At 65.4% G+C, this 22033-nt stretch carries 16 protein-coding genes; 10 read left to right on the top strand and 6 right to left on the bottom strand.

All coding sequences use genetic code 11. The features are described from left to right. Position 1: 1 nt before the first annotated feature. Positions 2 to 310 carry a hypothetical protein gene (locus tag AB4118_RS11100; RefSeq protein WP_441489767.1) on the top strand — a complete coding sequence of 103 codons (309 nt, stop codon included), beginning with the start codon at positions 2 to 4 and terminating at the stop codon, positions 308 to 310. A gap of 394 nt (positions 311 to 704) precedes the next feature. Here the strand turns inward: AB4118_RS11100 and AB4118_RS11105 are convergent, their stop codons facing one another. From AB4118_RS11105 to AB4118_RS11125, 5 genes are all read right to left on the bottom strand, one after another. After that, positions 705 to 1379, bottom strand: coding sequence for an AroM family protein (locus AB4118_RS11105; protein WP_441489768.1), 675 nt, complete (start codon positions 1377 to 1379; stop codon positions 705 to 707). Positions 1380 to 1532: 153 nt separating this feature from the next. Further along, positions 1533 to 3203: an OPT/YSL family transporter gene (locus AB4118_RS11110; protein ID WP_441489769.1), complete on the bottom strand. Its 1671-nt coding sequence runs from the start codon at positions 3201 to 3203 to the stop codon at positions 1533 to 1535. 57 nt (positions 3204 to 3260) lie between these two features. Continuing rightward, positions 3261 to 7109, bottom strand: a complete 3849-nt coding sequence (locus AB4118_RS11115; RefSeq protein WP_441489770.1) for a hydantoinase B/oxoprolinase family protein — start codon at positions 7107 to 7109, stop codon at positions 3261 to 3263. Beyond that, on the bottom strand, positions 7106 to 7891 hold the full coding sequence (locus AB4118_RS11120) for an IclR family transcriptional regulator (RefSeq protein WP_441489771.1): 786 nt from the start codon (positions 7889 to 7891) through the stop codon (positions 7106 to 7108). The genes AB4118_RS11115 and AB4118_RS11120 overlap by 4 nt, the downstream gene beginning before the upstream one ends. Positions 7892 to 8394: 503 nt before the next feature. Next, on the bottom strand, positions 8395 to 9180 hold the full coding sequence (locus tag AB4118_RS11125) for a class I SAM-dependent methyltransferase (protein ID WP_441489772.1): 786 nt from the start codon (positions 9178 to 9180) through the stop codon (positions 8395 to 8397). Positions 9181 to 9413: 233 nt separating this feature from the next. On the opposite strand from AB4118_RS11125, the gene AB4118_RS11130 reads away from it, so the two are divergent. The 4 genes from AB4118_RS11130 (at position 9414) to AB4118_RS11145 (ending at position 14074) form a co-directional block, all read left to right on the top strand. Further along, positions 9414 to 10556: an ABC transporter substrate-binding protein gene (locus AB4118_RS11130; protein WP_441489773.1), complete on the top strand. Its 1143-nt coding sequence runs from the start codon at positions 9414 to 9416 to the stop codon at positions 10554 to 10556. Further along, positions 10553 to 11638 carry a FecCD family ABC transporter permease gene (locus AB4118_RS11135; RefSeq protein ID WP_113515844.1) on the top strand — a complete coding sequence of 362 codons (1086 nt, stop codon included), beginning with the start codon at positions 10553 to 10555 and terminating at the stop codon, positions 11636 to 11638. Before AB4118_RS11130 ends, AB4118_RS11135 begins: the two co-directional genes overlap by 4 nt. Beyond that, positions 11632 to 12411: an ABC transporter ATP-binding protein gene (locus AB4118_RS11140; RefSeq protein ID WP_441489774.1), complete on the top strand. Its 780-nt coding sequence runs from the start codon at positions 11632 to 11634 to the stop codon at positions 12409 to 12411. The genes AB4118_RS11135 and AB4118_RS11140 overlap by 7 nt, the downstream gene beginning before the upstream one ends. A gap of 232 nt (positions 12412 to 12643) precedes the next feature. After that, positions 12644 to 14074 (top strand): amidohydrolase, encoded by a 1431-nt coding sequence (locus AB4118_RS11145; RefSeq protein WP_441489775.1) that lies wholly within the window; start codon positions 12644 to 12646, stop codon positions 14072 to 14074. A gap of 142 nt (positions 14075 to 14216) precedes the next feature. Here AB4118_RS11145 and AB4118_RS11150 read toward each other — a convergent pair whose 3' ends face one another. Then, positions 14217 to 15545 carry an NAD(P)/FAD-dependent oxidoreductase gene (locus AB4118_RS11150; protein ID WP_441489776.1) on the bottom strand — a complete coding sequence of 443 codons (1329 nt, stop codon included), beginning with the start codon at positions 15543 to 15545 and terminating at the stop codon, positions 14217 to 14219. A gap of 324 nt (positions 15546 to 15869) precedes the next feature. Here AB4118_RS11150 and AB4118_RS11155 point away from each other — a divergent pair, with 324 nt between their 5' ends. The 5 genes from AB4118_RS11155 (at position 15870) to AB4118_RS11175 (ending at position 21895) form a co-directional block, all read left to right on the top strand. Further along, complete coding sequence (locus AB4118_RS11155) at positions 15870 to 16718, top strand: VOC family protein (protein WP_441489777.1); 849 nt, start codon at positions 15870 to 15872, stop codon at positions 16716 to 16718. A gap of 95 nt (positions 16719 to 16813) precedes the next feature. Further along, positions 16814 to 18418: an ABC transporter substrate-binding protein gene (locus AB4118_RS11160; protein ID WP_441489778.1), complete on the top strand. Its 1605-nt coding sequence runs from the start codon at positions 16814 to 16816 to the stop codon at positions 18416 to 18418. Positions 18419 to 18458: 40 nt separating this feature from the next. Next, complete coding sequence (locus AB4118_RS11165) at positions 18459 to 19436, top strand: ABC transporter permease (RefSeq protein ID WP_441489779.1); 978 nt, start codon at positions 18459 to 18461, stop codon at positions 19434 to 19436. A 3-nt stretch (positions 19437 to 19439) separates the two neighbouring features. Beyond that, positions 19440 to 20270: an ABC transporter permease gene (locus tag AB4118_RS11170; protein ID WP_441489780.1), complete on the top strand. Its 831-nt coding sequence runs from the start codon at positions 19440 to 19442 to the stop codon at positions 20268 to 20270. Beyond that, the gene (locus tag AB4118_RS11175) at positions 20267 to 21895 is read left to right on the top strand and encodes an ABC transporter ATP-binding protein (RefSeq protein ID WP_441489781.1); all 1629 of its coding nucleotides are present in this window, start codon (positions 20267 to 20269) and stop codon (positions 21893 to 21895) included. The genes AB4118_RS11170 and AB4118_RS11175 overlap by 4 nt, the downstream gene beginning before the upstream one ends. Positions 21896 to 22033 lie beyond the last annotated feature (138 nt).

Genomic DNA, 22033 nt, shown 5'->3' on the forward strand with positions numbered 1-22033 from the left:
CGTGCAAAGCGAACGCCAGGTCACCTGGCTTCAGGGCAAGGGCCAGATCATCTGGCGCGACGGTACGCGCCAGCCTGTATCTTACAGTTTCGAAACATCCCGGAACGCAAACGGCAGATGCCGCGGGCATTTCGACCTCGATCTACGTCAGGTCGCACCCTCGCTGCTCTCCTATGAGATCAGGCTGCTCTGCGAGGACGGGCATGTCGTGAACCTTGCGATCACCGATCATTGCAGCGACGGGGCTACCTTCGTGGGCAGCCTCCTCGACGAGCGCTGCGAGAGCGAGGAGTTGCTCCATGATCAGTGACTATAGGGAAAGGCGATGTGATCAACCTGAGTTTCGGCTTCCGCGACAGGTCCGGCATCGGAAGCTACCAGATCATCCGGCGCTTCCGGCGGGCGAAAACGGACAACGGCAATGCGGGTGCGGGGCTCTGACGGCCACGAGCGGGCGATCGAAGAGCATCAGATCTGAGCCGGCGTCACGCAGAAGAGCCAGCTCGGCAATCTGAAATAGTCGAACGAGCCACGGCCGGCCGGAAGAGCGGCGGAAGGGGGCTCCAGACGCCGTCTTCCGTTTGCCGTTCAGAAGCACCGGCGCAAGGGCGGGTGTGGCCGATGTCAGGCCAGTCTCTGCGTCCTCCCGGAACTCCATTGCATGGCGATCTGCCCAAAATTGGGGCCCAGCATGACAGGAGTGCTCAGACGATCTCGGAAACGAGCTTGCCGATCAGGCTGTTGGAGAGGATCACAGGCAGCATCGCGGCTTCCGCGGCCTCGCGGCGATGAGCCTCGACGAAACCCATGCAGTCCATCAGCAGAACCTTGGCACCGCGCCTGGCGAGGTCGCGGGCGGCCTCGGCCAGGTTGGAACCAGGCCCGCCATAGGGCGAGGCCGCCGCATAGAGCGGTCCGCGATCAAGCCCGGCCCATTTCCCGGCCTCGCTTGCGATCTGTTCGGCGAGCGGCACGATGATGCCGAGTTGCGCGCCCTGGGTGAGGGCGGCGACCGTTGGCGGCAGGATGCGGTCAGGTTCGATCAGTTGCGCCCTGTCCGCCGCCAGGGTCTCGAAATGGCCGGTGCAGAGCATCAGGATCGTGCTGCAGCCCTCGGCTTCCAGCATGGCGATCTTGGCCTGCGCCGCAGCTTCGGTGCGGCTCCTGTCGATGACGACTGAGCTGCCGTCCAGCAGCTTGGTGATCAGCACGGCAGCTCCGGCGCGAGGGCCGAAGTCGCGCTCGATCTCGGCCTTGCTCAGCCCGTCCAGCACGCCGGCATGGCAGCGCGGCAGGTCGGAGCTGATCACCGCGTCGAGAATGGGCGTGATGTCGGAGCGCGGCGCCTGGCCGATGGTCAGGGTTCCGAGTTTGCGCATGCGAGGCCGTCCTCTGTCGAATGGGACGCCCGTGCCGTTTCCGGCACGGGCGCTGAGGTCATCGATCGGATCTCGTTTCCGGTCCGATGATCCAGCTCTCTGTGTTCGCATCGGCCTTCCCGAGAACCGCAAAGCAGTTTTCAGGCCGTTGCTTTAGCGCCTGAAGTTCTTGATCACCGAGTCGAAGAAGCTGAAGATCGCGTCTCCGGCGATGATGCCGGCGGCGAAGACCTCCATGTCCCCTTCGCCCGTGCTGCCGCGCAGCTTCTCCCAGACCAGCCGGCAGACGATGCCCGCCAGAACGGCCCAGCCCGCCATCGGGAAGCTGATCAGCAGGCCGGTGGCGAAGAGCACACCGATCTGGCGCTTCGGGCCGCCGATGAACTGCAGGATCGCTCCCGGGATCGCCCAGAGGAAGAGCTGCCAGGCGACGCCTGGCGCCACGCCGGCCTTGATCGTCGCGGCATAGACCTTGTTCACGGGGGCGACGAGGTTCTGGTCGAAATAGGACTGGTAGGAGACCAGCACCACCGCACCGGCGATGACGAAGGCGAACATCGCAGCAAAGAGCTGCTGCCGACGGCCGTCTCGCTCGAAGGCGGGATCGGCGCCGTTGCCGCGCAGGATGTACCCGGCCTTCAGATCATAGCCCATGTCGGCGAAGGCAGGCCCCGTCGCGGCGGAGAAGCCAACGAGCAAGGCAAGCGCCGGCATCGGGAAGCCGATCAGCATGCCGATGATCAGCGTGATCAGTGCGACGGCAAAGGCCGGGAACCAGCCAGAGTGCATCGCGGCGAGGCCGACGATGAGCTCATGCACATAGGCCGCAAAGGCGGCATAGAGCACGAACAGGATCAACATCCCGATCGACATATCGCTCATCAGGCCGCCGACCAGCGCGATGAAGACCGCGATCACGAGATAGGCAATGGTGCCGAGACCGAGCGCGCGCCTGACTTCCGCATCGGAAACGCCGGAGGCCGCCTCGGCCAGCTTCTGGGCTTCGCTGCGCCTGAACAGGAGCTGCGCGACCTGAAACAGGGCAATCAGCCCTGCGCCGATCATGAAGCCGTGCGGGATATAGGCCGCCATCAGATCGCCCTTCGGGATGATCTCGGCGAAGAGCGGGCCGCCGAAGAGCTGGCTGGAATAGCCGCGCAGCAGCAGGCCGACGCCGAACATCGAGAGCGCCCAGATATTGCCGATGAAGGCGACGCCGAAGGCGGACATCGGAATGCCGGAGACCGCCGTCGAGCCGACAAAGCCGATGGCCGCGAGCGGCACCTTGACGAAGGAGGCCAGGATGCCGGTGACGAAGCCGACCCCCATCAGCACCGCCTTGCGTCCGCCCTCGTCGCCGGCCTTGATCGCTTCGGCGGCGGCAACGCCCGGGGGCCAGGCCCCGGTCGCTGGAAACACCCGGGAATCGAACATCCGGTAGAGCAGGTAGGCGTCGAGCAGCATCGCGGCGAAGGCGCCTGCCAGCATCGGCAGCACCAGATCGGAGCGACCAAGCAGGAAGGGAATGCCGATCGGCAGCAGCAGGCTGTTGGCAGCCCCGAACGTCGCGGACGAGATCGCGCTCTGAGCCAGATTCTGAACATGGATCGAGCGGTAGCGCGTGAACATCGCTATCGGCACGCGCGCAAGCGCCATGGCGGCGAGCGCCCCGATCAGCGATGTGTTCGCGGTGATGCCCAGGGAGACCAGAAGCTGCATGCCAATGATCGCGCCAAAGACGCAAAGAATGGCGATCAGCACCAGCGTCCCGGGCTCGAACAGGCTCGGGTGCCGCTGAGGCACTCCTTTCGGTTCGTCCTTCATGCCTCAGTCCCCGCTATTGGCCCCTGGAGGGGCAGATGTGCTTGTTGATGTCAGTCGTCAGGCAACAAGGATGCCGGCCTTGGCCTCGCCGACGTCGTGCGTCGCATGGCCGGTCTGGACCCCGTAGTCGCGCTTGGCGGCCTCCGGTGAGACGAGGCCGAGTGCGATGTCGCGGGCGATGGCGTCGCGGGAGCGCTCCGCCGGCGCGCCGTAGCCGGCGCCGCCGGCGAGCACGAGTTCCACGATCTCATGGGGATGCTTGACCTGGACGAGGTCGCCCGTCCCGACATCCTTCAGGACATGGCCCTGCTCATCGATGACCCGCCCTGATGCTCCGCCGCCGGCCTTGCCGCCGAACAGGCCCGGGATCGGGTTGTTGACGCCTTCCGGATAGAGCGAGACCAGCGTCGGGAGACCGTCATCGGAGAGCTTGCGCAGGCGGACGCGCTGGCCGAGGCCGCCGCGATGCTCGCCGGCACCGCCGGAGTCGGTGAGATAGGTCTTCTCCACGACCAGCACCGGCACGCGCGCCTCGAAGGTCTCGATCGAGGTGTTGGCGGCCGAGGTCGGATAGAGAAGGCCGGACTTGCCGTCGCCATGGGCCGAGCCGCCCTGGCCGCCGCCGACGAAAAGCATGTCGGAATAGGTATCACCCGCCTGGTCCCGGCCATAGACGCTCGCCGCCACCGGTAGTCCGGTGAAGGCCTGGACCTGGTTCGGAGCGGCCTGTGACAGGGCGCGGAAGATGTTCGGCGCGATGTACCAGCCGGTGCGCGTCCGCAGGTTGACCGCGAGCGGCTTGTCGCAGTTCAGGATCGAGCCCATCGGCGCGTCGATCGAGAAGGCGCGATAGCAGCCGGCATTGCCGCGGACATTCGGCGTCAGCATGCATTTCAGCGGGTAAGTCGCATGCGCCATCGTGTAGTTCAGGGTGCAGTTGAGCCCGCCCTGCGGCAGCTGCGGCGGGGCGCCGTCAAAGTCGAGATGGATCGTGTCGCCCTTGACCGTCAGCGCCAGCGGATAGGTCATCGGCGTGCCGAGCGGGTTGTTCGAGACGGTGCCGTGATAGGTCCCGTCCGGCAGCGCGGCGATGGCCTCGCGCATGGCCTTCTCGGAACGGTCCTGCACCACCGAGGCGAGGGCGCGCAGATCCTGCATGCCGTAATCGCTCAGGAAGGACTGCAGGCGCTCGGCGCCGATCGCATTGGCCGCGACGAACGAGTGCAGATCGCCGAGAACCTGCTCGGAATTGCGGACGTTCTCGCCCAGCAGGCGGACCAGCGTCTCGTTGATCCGGCCAGCTTCGTAGAGCTTCATCGGCGGGATCTGGAAACCTTCCTCGTAGATCTCGCGGGCCCTGAGGCTGTCCTTGGTGCCGCCGATATCGGAGACATGGCCGACAGTGCCCATCAGTCCGACGACGCGGTCGCCCAGGAACACCGGCGTGACCACGGCGATGTCGAAGAGATGGCCGGCGCAGAGCCAGGGATCATTGGTGATCAGAACGTCGCCGGGCTTCAGGGTGTCGGCCGGATAGCGCTCGAGCAGCGCCTTGACCGCGCGCGGCAGGGTCAGGTTGAACACCGGCATGGCGCGTGGCGAATGAGCCAGCGTCTCGCCCTCGGGGTCGAGCAGCTCGCAGGCAAAATCCTGCGCTTCGGAGATCACCAGCGAGAAGGCGGTGCGGCAGACGGTCAGCCACATCTCCTCGACGACGTTGACGAGGCGGCTCCACATGATCTCCAGCGAGATCGGGTCGGCCTCGATCCGGCGCGCGGCCTCAGCCAGCGGCATGTCGGCGCTGATCGTGGTCTCGGCGGCGCTGGCCCGCCCGACGCTGACCAGCAGGTTGAGCACGTGGTCGATCGCAACCGTATCCCCGGGAGGAACGATGGTCGTCGCTTCGCGCTCCTCGATGATCGCGGGACCCTTGATGGTGTCGCCCGGCCGCAGCGCGTAGCGATCATAGACGGTCGCCTCGCTCCAGCCGCTCTCGAACCAGGCCTGGCGAGTGCCCTTCACCTTGGTGCCGGCATCGCCGCCGCCGGCCGCGCCGGAGAGAGAGAGGCTCGGCACCGGACCGGCGCAGCGGACGCGGAAGTTGATCGCCTCCAGACGAGCGCCCTCGTAGACCGAGGTGTAGCGCGCCGAATAGGTGGTGGCGAAGGCCGCGCGGATGGCGTTCAGGCTCGATGTATCGATCGTGCCGGCCGGCAGCGTCACCGCGATATCGTGCATCTGGCCGACGAGGCGCATATCGGCCGAACGCTCGACCGTGATGTCGGCTGGCTTCACGCCGGCCTCGAGCAGGTGCTTGCGGCCCTGGGCCTCCAGCTCGCTGAGCACGGTGTTGACGGCCTGGGCGTCAAAGCCCTCCGAGAACTCGACCGGCAGCGACTGCACCATGTCGAAGGAGAGCGGCGCGGCGAGAAAGCCGAGCGCCGAAGCTGCGCCGGAGGCCGGCGGAATGATGACCTGCCGGACGCCGAGCACGCGGGCGACATCGACGGCGTGCGCCGGGCCCGCCCCACCGAAGCCGACCATGGCGTAGTGACGCGGATCCTTGCCCTTCTCGACAAGATGGACACGCGCCGCGGCGCCCATGCTTTCGACGACGACCTTGTGGATGCCCCAGGCTGCTTCTTCCACGGAGAGGCCGAGCGGCTCCGCGACCGAGGCAACAGCCTTGCGCGCGGCCGCGAGATCGAGCGCCATGCGTCCGCCGAGGAAGAAGCCCGGGTCATAGTAGCCGAGCACCAGATTGGCGTCGGTGACGGTCGGCTTGGTGCCGCCCATGCCGTAGCAGGCCGGGCCGGGGTCGGAGCCTGCCGAGTGCGGGCCGACCTTGAGCAGGCCGACCTCGTCGATGGCGGCGATCGAGCCGCCGCCGGCGCCGATCTCGATCATGTCGATGACGGGAGCCTTGATCGGCAGGCCGGAGCCCTTGGCGAAGCGGTTGACGCGACCGGCTTCGAGCATCGGCGCGATCTCAGCGCGGCCGTCCTCGATCATGCAGGCCTTGGCGGTGGTGCCGCCCATGTCGAAGGAGATGACGTCCTTGTGGCCGGCGAGCTCGCCGAACAAGGCTGTCGCAAGGCCGCCGCCGGCAGGGCCGCTTTCGAGCAGGCGGATCGGGAAGGTGCGAGCGGTCTCGGGGGAGACCAGGCCGCCAGCCGAATGCATCAACCGCAGCGAGCCGGTGAACGAGCGGGCTGCGAGTTCGCGCTCCAGCCGTTCCAGATAGCGCCGCATCAGCGGCTGGACATAGGCGTTCGCCGCGGTGGTGACGAAGCGCTGATACTCCCAGATCTCGGCGACGACTTCGCTCGACAGGGAGACCGTGAGTTCGGGGCAGGCGTCCCGGACGATCCGGCCGGCTTCCTGCTCATGGGCGGAGTTGCGGTAGCTGTTCAGGAAGCAGATCGCGATCGCTTCGCAGCCGGCAGCGGCCAGCTCGCGGGCGGTTGCACGTACCGCGGTTGCATCGAGCGCCGTCACGATCTTGCCGTCGCGGTCGATACGCTCGGCGACTTCGAGACGAAGCTCGCGCGAGACCAGCGGCTCCGGGAAGGTCAGGAACAGATCGTAGATGTCATAGCGCTGCTCGGTGCCCATTTCGAGGATGTCACGAAAGCCGCGCGTGGTGATCAGGCCGAGCTTGGAGCCCTTGCGCTCGATCACCGCGTTGGTCACCAGCGTCGTGCCATGCACGATGCCGCCGATATCGGCCAGCGTGATGCCGGCCATCTCGGTCAGTTCGCCAAGGCCGATCAGGGCAGCCTCGGACGGATCATGCGGCGTGGTCAGGCGCTTGTGCAGCAGGACCGAGCGCTCCTGGCCGTCATAGAGGATGAAATCGGTGAAGGTGCCGCCGATATCGAAGCCGATGCGCCAACGATTGCTCATGGAGCTGTCTCCGCGATTGAGGGATGTAGGGGAATGAAGAGTGGGTCCCGGGTCAGCGCCGCGATCTCGGCGGCGCCTTCTCCCAGAGAACGGATAATGGCGAGGCGCTCCTCCGGCGTGACGGTCGCTGCCGGGAAGGAAATGCAGAGCGCGACTTCATCGCCGGTGCTCGGATCGCCGACCGAAACCGAGATGGCGCGCACGCCCCTGACTGCCTCGTCATGGGATTCGGCGTAGCCCTCGCGTCGTGTGACGGCGAGCCGCGCTAGGAGTTCGTCGAGATCCTGTGGGGCTGTATCGGACGGCGGTTCGAAACCGCCGGCATAGAGGCGGCGGACCTCGTCGTCGGAAAGGCGGGCGAGCAGGGCGCGGCCGGTGCTGGACGCGAAGGCGGCAATTCGGTCGCCAATCGACGTGACGACGCGCAGGGCGTGGCGTCCGGGATGGGCCGTGACGCCGACGATGTCGGTGCCGCGCCGCACGCTGATATAGCCGGTATGTCCGACTTCGTCCGAGATGCGCCCGATCACGGAATCGGCCCGGTCGATCAGCGAGGCGGCGAAGCGGTAGATATGGCCGACCTGATTGAGCAGCAGGGAGGGGCGGTAGCGCTTGCTGTCGCCGACCGTTTCCAGCAGCCCCTCGTCGCGCATCGCCCGCAGCAGTCGCGACGCATTGCTCTTCGGCATTCCAAGCAAGGAAACGAGATCCGTCACCGTCACATCGTGACGCGTGCTGGAGAAGCAACGGAGCACATCGACGGCCGCCGACAGAATGGACATCCGGGTGAGTCCAGAAAAGTTCCATAAAATGGAACTTGAGTTGCAATAACAGGAACAATATCGCGCCTGACCGAAGAGTCAACAAGCGTTAAGGATTGAGGGTGGAATGCGCTCGGACGAGGCGCTATGGCCCCGAAGTGCCGGATCAACGGCGGTGCTGCCTGATTGGCTTGTGTGCGTCCGTTGAAGCTGCAGGCAGTCCGACCCGCCCAGCGCTCGATCCGGTGCAGGTCAAGCTTCCTTGCCGAGCCCGGTCAGGCCGACAGGCCCAGGAATGCCAGGGAAGGGAGTTCGACGACGAGGCTGCGCAAGGCGGCGCTGTTCCAGCCTTTCGCCGGACTGCGGCGCGGAGCGGCGAGCCGCCATTCATGTTGAGGTTGCGGGCTCGGACGATGCTGGCTCGCCCGGGTCGGGGCGAATGCGGCGCGTCTCAGGACGCGGCGCAGGGCATGCCGCCGCCTTCGCCTGCCAGGTCCGTCTGTGCGGGGGAGGCGGAAATCACCTTAGGACGGCTTGCGTGCGGAGATCAGGAAGCGGTTTTGCGCTGCGCGCTCGAGACGCTGGAAGAGCGGCATGAAGCGACCCTGGGCGCGGTGGATCGGGCCAAGGTCGCGGTCGACGACGACGTCCTCGAACCCTGCCTGCCTCAGCAACTCGGCGACGGCATCGGGGCGGCACCCATCAGAAAAATAGACGCGCGACAGGATGCTTGCATGGGTGTCCGCATAAGGTGGGGGAGGCGGCACATTCCTGCTCAGGCGTTTGACAAGTCGTGCGAGCCACTTGATCAACCGCCTGTCCGGTGGGGTGTTGATGGTGTCCGCGTCGATGATCGCGACGCGCCCGCCCGGCTTGAGTACCCTGTGCCATTCGGCGAAGGCGGCCGGCGGGTCGGGCAGAGTCCAGACAAGATGCCGGGTGACCACTGCGTCGTAACTATCCGAGGGCTCCAGCGTATTCTCGGCATCGCCGAGGAAGAGCTTGATCGGTCCCTTGCCCGAGACCTTGGCGCGGGCACGCGCCAGCATGGCCTCGGAGAGATCGAGGCCGGTCACCGAAAAGCCGAGTTCCGACAGCAGCAGCGAGATCACCCCCGTGCCGCAGGCCAGGTCGAGCGCCCGGCGCCCCTGATCGGTGCCAAGGTGCCGCGACAGAAGCGCGAGCCATGCGCGCCGTTCTTCCAGGGAAAAGATCTCGTGGCCTGGCGTCGTATCGAATGTCTCTGACCTGATGGACCAATAGTCCCGGATTTCATCCTTCAGGTTGCGATTTGCGATCGTGGTCGACATCGATCATTCGCCTTGTCTTGGTCCGTTTCCGGCACCTTTCACCACGCTGCGCTGCGTCTCACAAGTCTTTCCTTCGGTTCGCTCCGAGAAGTCTTGTGAATGAGCGGTCTGTTCTTCACTTTAGAATTCGTTTAATCAAGTAGATTGGAAGTATTCTAAAAGATATGCCTTGACCGACCTTGTGTCATTTCATACGAGCCGCCCAGCTCAGACGAGGTTTAGGTGGTGGCGTGATGGCATTGCTTCACAGGGTTATTCAAGCAGCCACTCTGACCATTGGCCTCATCGCGTCGACGTTGCCTGCTTTCGCGGAGAAGGTCAGGGTCACGGATGTTCTCGGCCGGGCGGTCGAGGTCAACGCGCCAGTCGAACGCGTGATCCTGGGCGAAGGGCGGCAGATGTACTTCGTCGCCGCGCTCGACAGGGACGATCCGTTCAAGCGTGTCGTCGGCTGGCGGGACGATCTGCCGAAAGCCGACCCCGACAGCTACAAGGCCTATCTCGCCCGCTATCCCGCGATTGCCAAACTGCCGAATTTCGGTGGCATGAAGGAGGGCGCATTCGACGTCGAGCAGGCGATAGCGCTGAAGCCGGACGTTCTCTTCCTGAATGTCGAGGCGAAGATCGCCAGCGACGAGGCCAAGCTGGTCGAGAAACTCGCCTCCGTCGGCATTCCCGTCGTCTATGTCGATTTCCGCGAGAAGCCCTTCCAGAACACCGAACCGTCCATGCGGCTGATCGGCAAGCTCTTCGGCAAGGAGGCGCTTGCGGAGGACTTCATCACGTTCCGGGCCGAGCAGATCTCGCTGGTGACGGACCGTCTTGCCAAGGCTACGGCATTGAAGCGGCCGGTCGTGATGATCGAGCGCGCCGGGGGCTATTCCGACGATTGCTGCATGTCGTTCGGCAACGAGAATTTCGGCAAGATGGTCGAGATCGCCGGGGGCAAGAATTTTGCGGGCGACCTGATCCCCGGGACCTTCGGTACGGTTAATGCCGAGGCCGTCGTCGCCGCCAATCCTGATGTCGTCATCGTCACCGGCGGCAATTGGGAGGCCTATGTCCCGGGTGGGGCCTGGGTCGGCCTTGGCCCCGGCGTCGACCTGATCGAGGCGCGCCGCAAGCTCGCTGCGCTGTCGCGCCGCCCCGCCTTCGCGCAGACGGCCGCCGTCAGGAATGGCCGCGTCCATGGCATCTGGCACCAGTTCTACAACAGCCCCTACCAGTTCGTCGCGATCCAGGAGATCGCGAAATGGCTGCATCCCGACCTGTTCAGGGATGTCGATGCTGACGCCACACTGAAGGCCCTGCATGAGCGCTTTCTGCCCTTGCCTTACCAGCCCGGCTACTGGGTGACCGTCGAGGCCAAGGGATGAGCGAGATCGGAATATCTGGCGCCGCTGCCGAGGCGGTGCGCGAGGGCGGGGGGCGGGCGAGCTATCGCGCCCTGAATGCGCGCCGGCGCATGATCCTCGCCGGGCTCTTTCTGCTGCTGCTGCTGAGCTTCATTGCCGACCTGATGATCGGCCCGGCCCGCTATGCGGCGTCCGATGTCGTGCGTGCGCTCGTGATGCCGGACAGCGTCCCGGTTGCCGTGCGCGTCGTGATCTGGGACATCCGCCTGCCGGTGGCGTTGATGGCGGTTGTGACGGGCGCCTCGCTGGCCATGGCGGGCGCCCAGATGCAGACGATCCTGAATAACCCGCTCGCCAGCCCGTTTACCCTTGGGATATCGGCTGCAGCCAGTTTTGGCGCGGCGCTCGCGCTCGTGTTCGGCGTCGCCATCCTGCCGTTCGCCGTCGATTATATCGTGCCGTTGAACGCCTTCATCGCGGCGATGGGGGCGGCCATGCTAATCCATGTGCTCAGCCAGTCCCGCGGCGTGACGACCGAGACGGTGATCCTGCTCGGCATCGCCCTGGTCTTCACCTTCAATGCCCTCCTCGCATTGCTGCAGTTCTTCGCCTCGGAGCAGGCGCTCGGCGCTGTGGTCTTCTGGATGATGGGGAGCCTGACGAAGGCAAGCTGGAACAAGCTTGCGATCACCAGTGCCGTGGTTGTCCTGTGCGTGCCCTTCTTCATGCGCCGCGCCTGGGCCCTTACCACGCTGCGTCTCGGTGACGAGAAGGCGGCAAGCTTCGGCATCGATGTCAGGCGGCTGCGGCTGGAGATCATGCTGCTGGTCAGCCTGCTGGCGGCTGTGCCCGTGTCCTTCGTCGGCACGATCGGCTTCATCGGCCTCGTCGGCCCGCATATCGCGCGCATGGTGATCGGCGAGGATCAGCGCTTCTTCCTGCCGGCATCTGCGCTCGCCGGTGCCGCCATCCTCTCGGCCTCCTCGGTCGTCAGCAAGTCGCTGATACCGGGCCTCATCTTCCCGATCAGCATCGTAACGGCGCTCATCGGGGTGCCGTTCTTCTTCAGCTTGATCCTGACCAATCGGAAGCGGTCATGGTAGTTGGCCTGCAGCTTCGCGACGTCGGCGTCCGTTACGGCCGCAAGGTCGTTCTGAGCGAAGTGACCACACCGCTGCTCAGCGGCGGGGAGGTCGTTGCCGTGATCGGCCCGAACGCGGCCGGCAAGTCGAGCCTCTTCCGACGGATTGCCGGCCTTGCGCCAGGGGCGGGCGAGGTCAGCATTTCCGGCGAGAGCTCCGTGCCCGGGCGCCGCGCGCCGTTGTCCTGCTACCTGCCGCAGGATACGGCGGTGAACGCAGTGCTCACGGTTTACGAATCGATCCTGCTCGCCTTCAAGCAGGGCGGGACATGGTCGGTCAGCGATGACGAGCTCAAGCGGATCGATTGCGTGCTGCGCGATCTCGAGATCGAGGATCTCGCCTTCAGGGGGCTTGGGGAACTCAGCGGCGGTCAGCGCCAGTTGGTTTCGATCGCCCAGACGCTGGCGCGCGAACCGGACATCCTCCTGCTCGACGAGCCGACGAGCGCGCTCGACCTGCATCGCCAGTTCGAAGTGCTGTCGCTCGTGCGTCGACTGGCGCGGGACCGCGGCATGTGCGTCCTGATCTCGATCCACGATCTTAATCAGGCGTTGCGCGTCGCCGACAGGGTCCTTGTCCTGGCCAAGACGCGCCTGGTCGCGATCGGCGCGCCGCGCGAGATCGTGACGCCGTCGCTGCTGGACGAGGTCTATGGCGTCAGGGCGCGCGTCGAAGGCCTGTCTAGCGGCGAGCCCTATGTTGTCGTCGAGGGCTCCACGCGCCACGCCGCATAAGGATCGGCCGTCCAGACGGGCAACGTCGTCCTCTTCTGACGCCCGGCGGCCCGGGCGCGTTCCTGCCCGTGCGGGATCCTGCGCTGGCTGCATGACCCGATCGTGCTCATGCTTCTTGCCGGCTTGTCGCGCTGGGCGTTTGGTCGCAACAGCGAGACGCAGGTTCGCGCCGAGACCGATCCGGACGATCGGCCGCGCGACGGCATGGGCAGGAAAGAGCCAGGAGCAGGATATGACCGATCAGCAGAACACCGCCGAGATCTGGCGGTTGGCGGATGCCAAGAGTCCGGCTTTCTTCGAGCTTAGCGACCGCGTCTGGGCCGTGCCCGAACTGAATTATCAGGAGGAGCGTTCGGCCGCCGAACACGCCGCGATGCTCGAGAAGGAGGGCTTCCGTGTCGAGAAGGGCGTCGCCGGTATTCCGACGGCACTGATCGGCGAGTCGGGCGAGGACGGTCCGGTCATTGCGATCCTAGGCGAATATGACGCGCTGCCCGGACTGAGCCAGGAGGCCGGCGTCGCCGAGCAACGCCCGATCATGTTGGGGGGAAATGGCCATGGCTGCGGCCACAACATGCTCGGTTCGGCCTCTTTGCTTGCCGCGACTGCCGTCAAGGACTGGCTGGCTGCGAAGGGCATCAAGGGGCGCGTGCGCTATTATGGTTGCCCAGCCGAGGAGGGCGGCTCGTCCAAGGGCTTCATGGTGCGCTCCGGGCTGTTTGACGATGTCGATGTCGCCATCTGCTGGCACCCCTCCTCATTCACCGGCGTCAGCAAGGCGATCTCACTTGCCTGTGTCGAGGTCGAGTTTACCTTCCGGGGCCGTGCATCCCATGCAGCTGCCTCGCCGCATCTCGGTCGCAGTGCGCTCGATGCGGTCGAATTGATGAATATCGGCGTCAACTACATGCGCGAGCACATGCCGAGCGATGCGCGTGTCCATTACGCGATCATCGATGCCGGCGGCATCGCGCCGAATGTCGTGCAGGCGCAGGCGACCGTGCGTCATTTGATCCGCGCCCGGACGCTCAGCGAGATGTGGGACCTGGTGCGGCGGGTCAAGGCGATCGCCGATGGCGCCGCTCTGATGACGGAGACTTCCGTCGTTGCGCAGCAATTGTCGGGCGATGCCAACCTCGTGGGCAACCGTCCGCTCGAGGAGGCGATGCACGCCAATCTCATCCGGCTCGGCGGGCCGGGTTTCGATGCCGCTGACCGCGCCTTCGCCGCAGAGTTCCAGAAGACCTTCTCGAAGGAGGATATCCGCGCCTCCTATGGCCGCTTCGGTCTGTCGGTGCGGGAGGGGGAATCGCTCAGCGACGACATCTATCCGCTGGACTATGTCGCCGCCCTCTCCGTGGGGTCCACCGATGTTGGAACTGTGAGCTGGGTCGTTCCAACCGTGCAATGCCGCGTCGCCTGCTATGCCGTGGGCACGCCCGGACATTCCTGGCAGCTGGTCGCCCAGGGCCTCGCGCCGGCGGCGCATAAGGGGCTCTCGCTTGCGGCCAAGGCCATGGCCGGCGTCGCGGTCGATGTCCTGTCCCAGCCGGCGCTGCTCAAGGCGGCCAAGGCTGATTTCGCTGCGTTCCGCGCCGAGAACCCGTTCCAGAACCCGATTACCGACGATATCGAACCGCCGCTCGACATGGCGGCTCATTGAGCGGGCATCGGCCACGAGCCGTTTTGGCTCAGCAAGGATCGCCCGGAGCCATCGTCCGGGCGATGATGTTCGAAATGGCGCCGGCGCTCCGGATCGATCGGTGCGGGTGCTGCCGCACGCACCAGCCTCGTGCGAGGAGTGCTTAGATCTCGGCCGCGTCCAGCCGCCGATAGAGCGGTAGCGCCAGCGGCGCGATCCGGCGCACGACCGCGCGGAACGGCTGGGATTTTGGCTCGGACAAGGGCAGGCCGAGCGTCTCGATCGCCGTGCCTTGCGTCGCCCTGGCAAGCTCGCGACCAAGCGAGATGGACAGCGCAACGGCCCGGCCATTGCAGCCGACCCAGGCAAAGCCGTCCGGCCCGAGACGGTGGATGCGCGGATAGCCCGGCACCTGCGGCTGGAGCAGATTGTCGGGGGTCATCCCGACATAGCCCGACCAGACATAGTCGAACTCGACATCGCCGAGCTGCGGCCAGAGTGTTTTCAGCCGTGCCGCGATCTGCGGCCGCAGATTGACCCCGCCATCGCCCGGCAGCACGGCCGCTCCCCCGGTGACAAGGCGGTTGCGGGCGTCCCAGCGGGCGAAATAGAGCTCGCGATGCGTGTCCGACATCGCCTGGCGGCCCGGTATGACGGTCTTGGCGATATTGTCGCTGACCGGCTTTGTCGCCATCTGCCAGGACAGAACAGGGATGACCTCGCTGGCGATCTCGGGGGCGAGATCGCGCTCGAACTCGCCGGTATAGGCATTGGTCGCCAGCACGAGCGCGCGAGCGGTGACCGAGCCGCGCGCGGTCTTCACCGTCCAGCGGCCATTGGCATGGCTCATCGAGGTGGCGGGAGACCGCGCATAGATGGTTGTGCCAAGCTTCAGCGCGACCTCGGCCAGTCCACGTGTCAGCGCGAGCGGATTGATATGACCGCCCGTGCGATTCCAGAAGCCGCCGAACCAGGCATCCGACCCGAGCATCTCCGCCGCAGCGGCGCGATCGAGCAGTTCGACCGGTGCCCCGATTGCCGACCATTCGCGCACGCGCTTCTCGGCGAGCTTGAAGCGACCAGGCGAATGGACGGGCTGGATCCAGCCAGCTTGTTCAGCCTCTGCCGGGATATCGTATTTCCGCACGAGGTCGAACAGATACTGAGCGCTGTCGCGCAGCACCGCGTTGAAGCGTTCGCCGGCTTCGCCATGGCGTTTCACCATCGCGGAGGGATCGTGGCCGGCAAGCGTCGGGATGACCTGGCCGTTGTTGCGCCCCGAGGCGCCCCAGCCGGGCTCGGCTGCCTCCACGATCGTGACGTCGACGCCGCTCTCGCGGAGATGGATCGCGGTCGAGAGGCCGGTAAAGCCGGCACCAATCACCACGACATCGGTCTGGACATCCCCTTGGAGCGCGCTGAGCACAGGCCCAGGCTGGGCGGTGGCGGCCCAGAGAGAGGGAGGCCAGGCGACGGAGGGCGGAGCAGTCATCGGCGGCGATCTTTCGCAAGGCGGGCCGGTCAAAACCCGTTTGGCAGGAGCTTGCGCATACTTGCCGCCATGACCGCCCGCTCGCAAGTAGGTTGGTTCCAGCGATTTGCCTGGCGGAGAACAGTTTTCTATTTTTCTCGCCAAAGACGAATGAAATCTACCAAATTTAGGCTTTCTCGCTCGGGTTGTTGAAAATACTATTCTCCGGACGCTATGTGTGCCGCGCAGCGGGGGCTGCTGGAAACGTCACCTCGAAGTGGTTGCGCCCCTCTGTTGGTTCGGATGAACTCTGCTTCCGTTGGGTTCTTGGTCAAAGGGGGCGTCATGTCGCTCAAGCACATTCTCGGTCTCGATCATGTCGTCGTGACCGTCCGCGATCTCGATGCTTCTGCCCGGCAATGGGAGCGCCTCGGTTTCACGGTCTCGCCGCGCGGCACCCATTCGCCGATCCTTGGCACCGGCAACTATACGATCATGTTCGGAGACGACTATCTCGAGCTGCTCGGCGTGCTGACCGAGACGGATCAGAACAAGCCGACCCGCGACTATCTGAAGAACCGGGAAGGGCTGGAGCGCGCTGCCTTCACCACGGATGATGCCGCTGCCGGCGCGGCCGAGCTCAAGAGCCGTGGCCTCGAAGCCCTGGGTCCCGTGCATTTCGGCCGCCCGGTGGATCTGCCGAATGGCGGGACGGGCGAAGCGAAGTTCAATGTCTTCCGCTGGCCTCTGACCGAGAGTCCCGGCGGACTGCGCATCTTTGCCTGCCAGCATCTGACGCGCGAGACGGTCTGGATTCCTGAGCTCCAGAAACATGCGAACGGCGCGAGCCGCATCGTTCGGGTCGAGGTCCTCGCTGCAGATCCGAAGGCGGCCGCCGGGCATCTCAGCCGTTTGATCGACGAGCCTGCGCGTCCGCAGGATGACGGCTGGCTGGTGCCGTCGGGCGGCAAGCGCGCCGATTTCCTGTTCTATGATGCGGCCGGTTTTGCGCGGCGCTATCCTGATGCGGTGCGGATCGGTGCGGCTCCCGCCGGCGCAACCGCGATCGTTCTGGCGAGTGCCGATCTCGAAGGCGCTGCCAAGGCGCTCGGCCCGCTCGCGGTGCGCCATGGTGGTGCCGTCAGCGTACCGGCCGACTCCGCCAATGGCGTGATCGTCAGCTTCGTACCGTGACGCGAGCCTTCGCTCCCCTTTGAGAACAGCCTGATGGCCGGATCATCGTGAATTCCGGCTCTGCCCTTATCGAACACCGGACCCAGGAGGTCTCCATGGACATGACCCGCCGCGCCGCGCTGCTGACAAGCGCCGCCATCGCTTCCAATGTGCTGTTCCCGATGCGCTCCTTCGCCCAGGAAACACCGCGCAAGGGCGGAGTCTTCACCGTCCATTACGGTGCCGAGCAGCGCCAGCTGAACCCGAGCCTGCAGGCCTCGACCGGCGTCTACATCATCGGCGGCAAGATCCAGGAGCAGTTGGTGGATCTCGATGCCAGCGGCCAGCCGGTCGGCGTGCTCGCCGAGAGCTGGGAGGCTGCACCCGACGGCAAGACGATCACGTTCAAGCTGCGGCCGGGCGTGACCTGGCATGACGGCAAGCCCTTCACCTCCGCCGACGTGCAGTTCACCGCGATGGAGATGTGGAAGAAGATCCTCAACTACGGCACCACGCTGCAGCTCTTCCTCACCGCCGTCGATACGCCCGACCCGCTGACGGCAGTGTTCCGCTACGAGCGCCCGATGCCGCTCAACCTGTTGCTGCGCGCACTGCCCGATCTCGGCTACATCTCGCCGCGCCATCTCTACGAAGGCAAAGGCGACATCCGCCAGAACCCGGTCAATCTGGCACCGGTGGGCACGGGGCCGTTCAAGTTCGCGCAGTACGAGCGGGGCCAGCACATCATCGCCGACCGCAACCCGAACTACTGGCGCGCCAACGCCCCCTATCTCGACCGGATCGTCTGGCGCGTGGTCACCGATCGCGCTGCCGCCGCCGCCCAGATGGAAGCCGGACAGATCCACTACAGCCCGTTCTCGGGCCTGACGATCTCGGATTCCGCCCGTCTCGGCAAGGATCCGCGCTTCATCGTTTCGACCAAGGGCAACGAGGGCAACGCCCGCACCAACACGATCGAGTTCAATTTCCGCCGCAAGGAACTCGCGGATATCCGGGTCAGGCGCGCGATCGCGCATGCGCTCGACATCCCGTTCTTCATCGAGAATTTCCTCGGCGATTTCGCCAAGCTCGGCACAGGTCCGGTCCCCTCCGTCTCGACCGATTTCTATCCGGCCGATAACGGCCCGCAATATCCCTTCGACAAGGCACTCGCCACGAAGCTGCTCGACGAAGCCGGGTTCAAGGCCGGCGCCGGCGGGACGCGCTTCTCGGTGCGCCTGCTGCCGGCTCCATGGGGTGAGGACATCACGCTCTTTGCCACCTTCATCCAGCAGTCGCTCGCCAATGTCGGCATCAAGGTCGAGATCGTGCGCAACGATGGTGGCGGCTACCTGAAGCAGGTCTATGACGACCACGCCTTCGACCTGGCTACGGGCTGGCATCAGTACCGCAATGATCCTGCGGTCTCGACGACGGTGTGGTATCGCTCTGGACAGCCCAAGGGTGCGCCATGGACCAATCAATGGGACTGGACCGATCCGACGATCGACAAGATCATCGACGACGCGGCGACCGAGGTGGATCCGACGAAGCGCAAGGCGCTCTATGGCGACTTCGTACGGCGCGCCAACACAGAGCTGCCGATCTGGACGCCGATCGAGCAGATCTTCCTGACGGTGATCAACGCCAAGGCCCGCAATCACTCCAACACGCCGCGCTGGGGCTCGAGTTCCTGGCACGATCTTTGGTTGGCGGAGTGACACGTCCACCAGCCTCCGCAGTCGAAACCGGCCAGTTCCTATGCGCGTATTAGCTCTTGCGGGGCGGCGTCTTGCCGCCTCGATCCCGACCCTGATCCTGATCCTGATCGGGGTGTTTCTGCTGCTGAAATTCGCGCCGGGCGATACGGTCGATGCGATGATGGCGCAAATGGGCGGAGGCGATGCCGCCACCGCCCGCCATCTGCGCGAGTTCTACGGGCTCGATCTCTCGGTCTGGGCCCAGCTCGGCAATTATCTCTGGCGACTGGTCAGGCTCGATCTTGGCTTCTCGGCGATCTACGGCAAGCCGGTCGTGACCGTGATTGCGGAGCGGCTGCCGGCGACGATCCTGCTGATGAGCGCCTCGCTGTCCTTTGCCTTTTTCTTCGGGCTGATCTTCGGTGTGATCGCGGCGCGCGGCGTCAACAGATGGCCCGATACCCTGATCTCGACACTGGGGCTGATCTTCTACGCCATGCCGACCTTCTGGTTCGGGCTGATGGCGATCGTCGTGTTCTCGATCTACCTGCAATGGCTGCCAGCGGGTGGTTTCGAGGATATCACAGTCAGCCTTACGGGGTTGGCCCGGACGCTCGACATCGCCAAGCACCTCATCCTGCCGACCCTGACGCTCGGCCTGTTCTACATGGCGATCTATCTGCGCATCATGCGCGGCTCGATGCTCGAGGTGCTCAATCTCGATTTCGTCCGCACGGCGCGGGCCAAGGGCATGGATGAGACGCGGGTGGTGGTGCGGCACGTCCTACGTAATGCGCTGCTGCCGATGGTGACGCTGATCGGCCTGCAGGCTGGCACGATGCTGGGCGGTTCTGTGGTGGTCGAGAGCGTGTTCTCGCTGCCGGGGCTGGGGCGGTTGGCCTATGAATCGGTCGTGCAGCGCGATCTCAACACCTTGCTCGGCATCATCTTCGTCTCGGCGCTGCTGGTGATCGCGGTCAATTTCATCGTCGACCTGCTCTATGCCCGGCTCGATCCGCGCATCACGGCGGGAGCCTAAGCCATGGAGTTCGCAAAGCTCTATTTCCGCAGTCCCTCGGCCGTCATCGGCCTGCTGCTGCTCATCCTCGTTCTGGCCATGGCGGGGACGGCCGACTGGCTCTATCCGCGCGATCCGCTGGCGCTTGCCGGGCGGCCGCTGATCTGGCCTTTGAGCAACCCGCGCTTCCTGCTCGGGACCGACAATTCCGGCCGCGACATCGCCGCGCAGATCTTTCATGGCGCACGCATTTCGCTGCTGATCGGTCTGGTCGCGACCTTTATCTCGGTCATGATCGGCATCACGATCGGCGCCTTCGCCGGCTATTACGGCAGCTGGGTCGACACCGTACTGATGCGCGTGACCGAGGCCTTCCAGACCTTGCCGAACTTCCTGCTGCTGCTCGTGCTCGTCGCGGTGTTCGGCTCGACCATCACCACGGTGACGGTCGCCATCGGCATCGTCTCATGGCCGGCTTCGGCGCGACTGACGCGGGCCGAGTTCCTCTCGCTGCGCAACCGCGAGTTCGTGCAGGCGGGACGCACGCTCGGGCTGAAGGACATCAAGCTGATTTTTGGCGAGATCCTGCCCAACGCATTACCGCCGGTGATCGTCTATGCCAGCGTCGTGATGGCGGTCGCGATCCTGCTCGAGAGCGCGCTCGCCTTCCTGAAGCTCTCCGATCCGAACGTTGCCTCCTGGGGCAACCTGATCGGCGCAGGGCGCGATGTGCTGCGCGTGCAGTGGTATGTCTCGGCCATTCCCGGCATTGCCATTCTCGTCACCGTGCTCGCCGTCTCGCTGGTCGGGCAGGGGCTCAATGACGCGCTCAATCCGAGGCTGAAGAGCCGATGACCCCGATTCTTGTTCTCGACGATGTCAGCGTGAAGCTGCCGGCCGGCGCCGACCGGTCGCACGCCATGGCGAATGTGTCGCTCTCCCTGGCGGCCAATGAGATCCTCTGCGTCGTCGGCGAATCCGGCTCCGGCAAGTCGATGACGGCCAATGCCATCATGCGGCTGCTGCCGGGCGGGGTCGCGATCGACGGCGGGCGCATCCTCTTCGAGGGCCGCAACCTTGCCGATGTGAGCGAGGCTGAGATGCGCAAGGTGCGCGGCGCCGGTATCGCGATGATCTTCCAGGAGCCGATGACCGCGCTGAATCCCTTGCGCAGCATTGGCGACCAGATTGGCGAGATGTTCGAGATCCATACGGATCTGCCGGCTGGCGAGATCAGGACGCGGGTCCTCGCCCTGCTCGATGAAGTGCGGATTCCCGATCCGGCTTCGGCGCTCAAGGCTTATCCGCATGAACTCTCGGGCGGTCAGCGCCAGCGCGCCATGATCGCCATGGCGCTCGCACTCGATCCCAGGGTGCTGATCGCCGATGAGCCGACGACTGCGCTCGACGTCACCACCCAGGCGCAGATCCTCGAACTCATTCGCGACCTGCAGCGGCGCAAGGGCACGGCCGTTCTGTTCATCACCCATGATTTCGGTGTCGTTGCCGAAATCGCCGACCGCGTCGCGGTGATGAGCCAGGGCCGCGTCGTCGAAGAGGGCACGGCCAGTGCGGTGCTGGACAATCCCCGGCACGCGTACACGAAGCAGCTGATCGCCGCGGTGCCGCCACTGAAGGCTCCGCCTCCGCGTCCGCTGTCGAGCGATCCGATCCTGACCGTAGAGCACGTCTCGAAGACGTATCGCACCGGTGGCTTCTTCGGTCGCGGTCAGCGCATCACCCACGCGGTCAAGGATGTTTCGCTGGTGCTGCCGAAGGGCGGCACGCTCGGCATCGTCGGCGAGTCCGGTTCCGGCAAGTCGACATTGGCGCGCTGCCTCGTGCGCCTGATCGATCCCGAGAGCGGCGAGATCCGCCTGAACGGCCGCGACCTCGCCTGTCTGACCCGCGAGCAGATGCGGGCGGAGACGCGCCATATCCAGATGGTGTTCCAGGATCCATTCGCCTCGCTCAACCCGCGCCGCAAGGCGGGGGAAGCGGTCGCGCAAGGCCTCGTCGTTCACGGCATGCCGCGTGCGCAGGCATTGGCGCGCGCCAAGGAACTCTTTGGGCTGGTCGGTCTCGATCCCGCCGCGACCGAACGCTACCCGCATGAGTTCTCGGGCGGCCAGCGCCAGCGGATCGGACTTGCCCGCGCATTGGCTCTGGAGCCGGATGTGCTGGTGGCGGACGAGCCTGTCTCCGCGCTCGACGTATCGGTCCAGGCGCAGGTGCTGAAGCTGTTGGCGGAACTGCGCCAGCGTCTTGGCCTGTCGATCGTCTTCATCACCCATGATCTGCGCGTGGCGGCTCAGGTCTGCGATCTTGTCGCTGTCATGAAGAGCGGGGAGGTGGTGGAGGCCGGGCCGATCGGCGCTGTCTTCGGCAATCCGCAACACCCCTATACCCAAGCGCTGCTCGCCTCGATTCCCGGACGCGAGTTCGGGCTGGAGCGGGTGGCCGAGCGGCAGGAGGGCTGACCCCTCAGACACGCGTCGTAACCCTTCGCCCGGCGGCGCAGGGGCGAGCATTTTCCGGCTTGAACAGCGTTAACTGGTTCTATATTGGTATCGTACCAGAGGGTGTTGATCGCGCTGAGCGCGCGAAGCGGGAGCACG

It is taken from the genome of Allobosea sp. 2RAB26 (assembly GCF_052115465.1).
GTDB lineage: Bacteria > Pseudomonadota > Alphaproteobacteria > Rhizobiales > Beijerinckiaceae > Allobosea.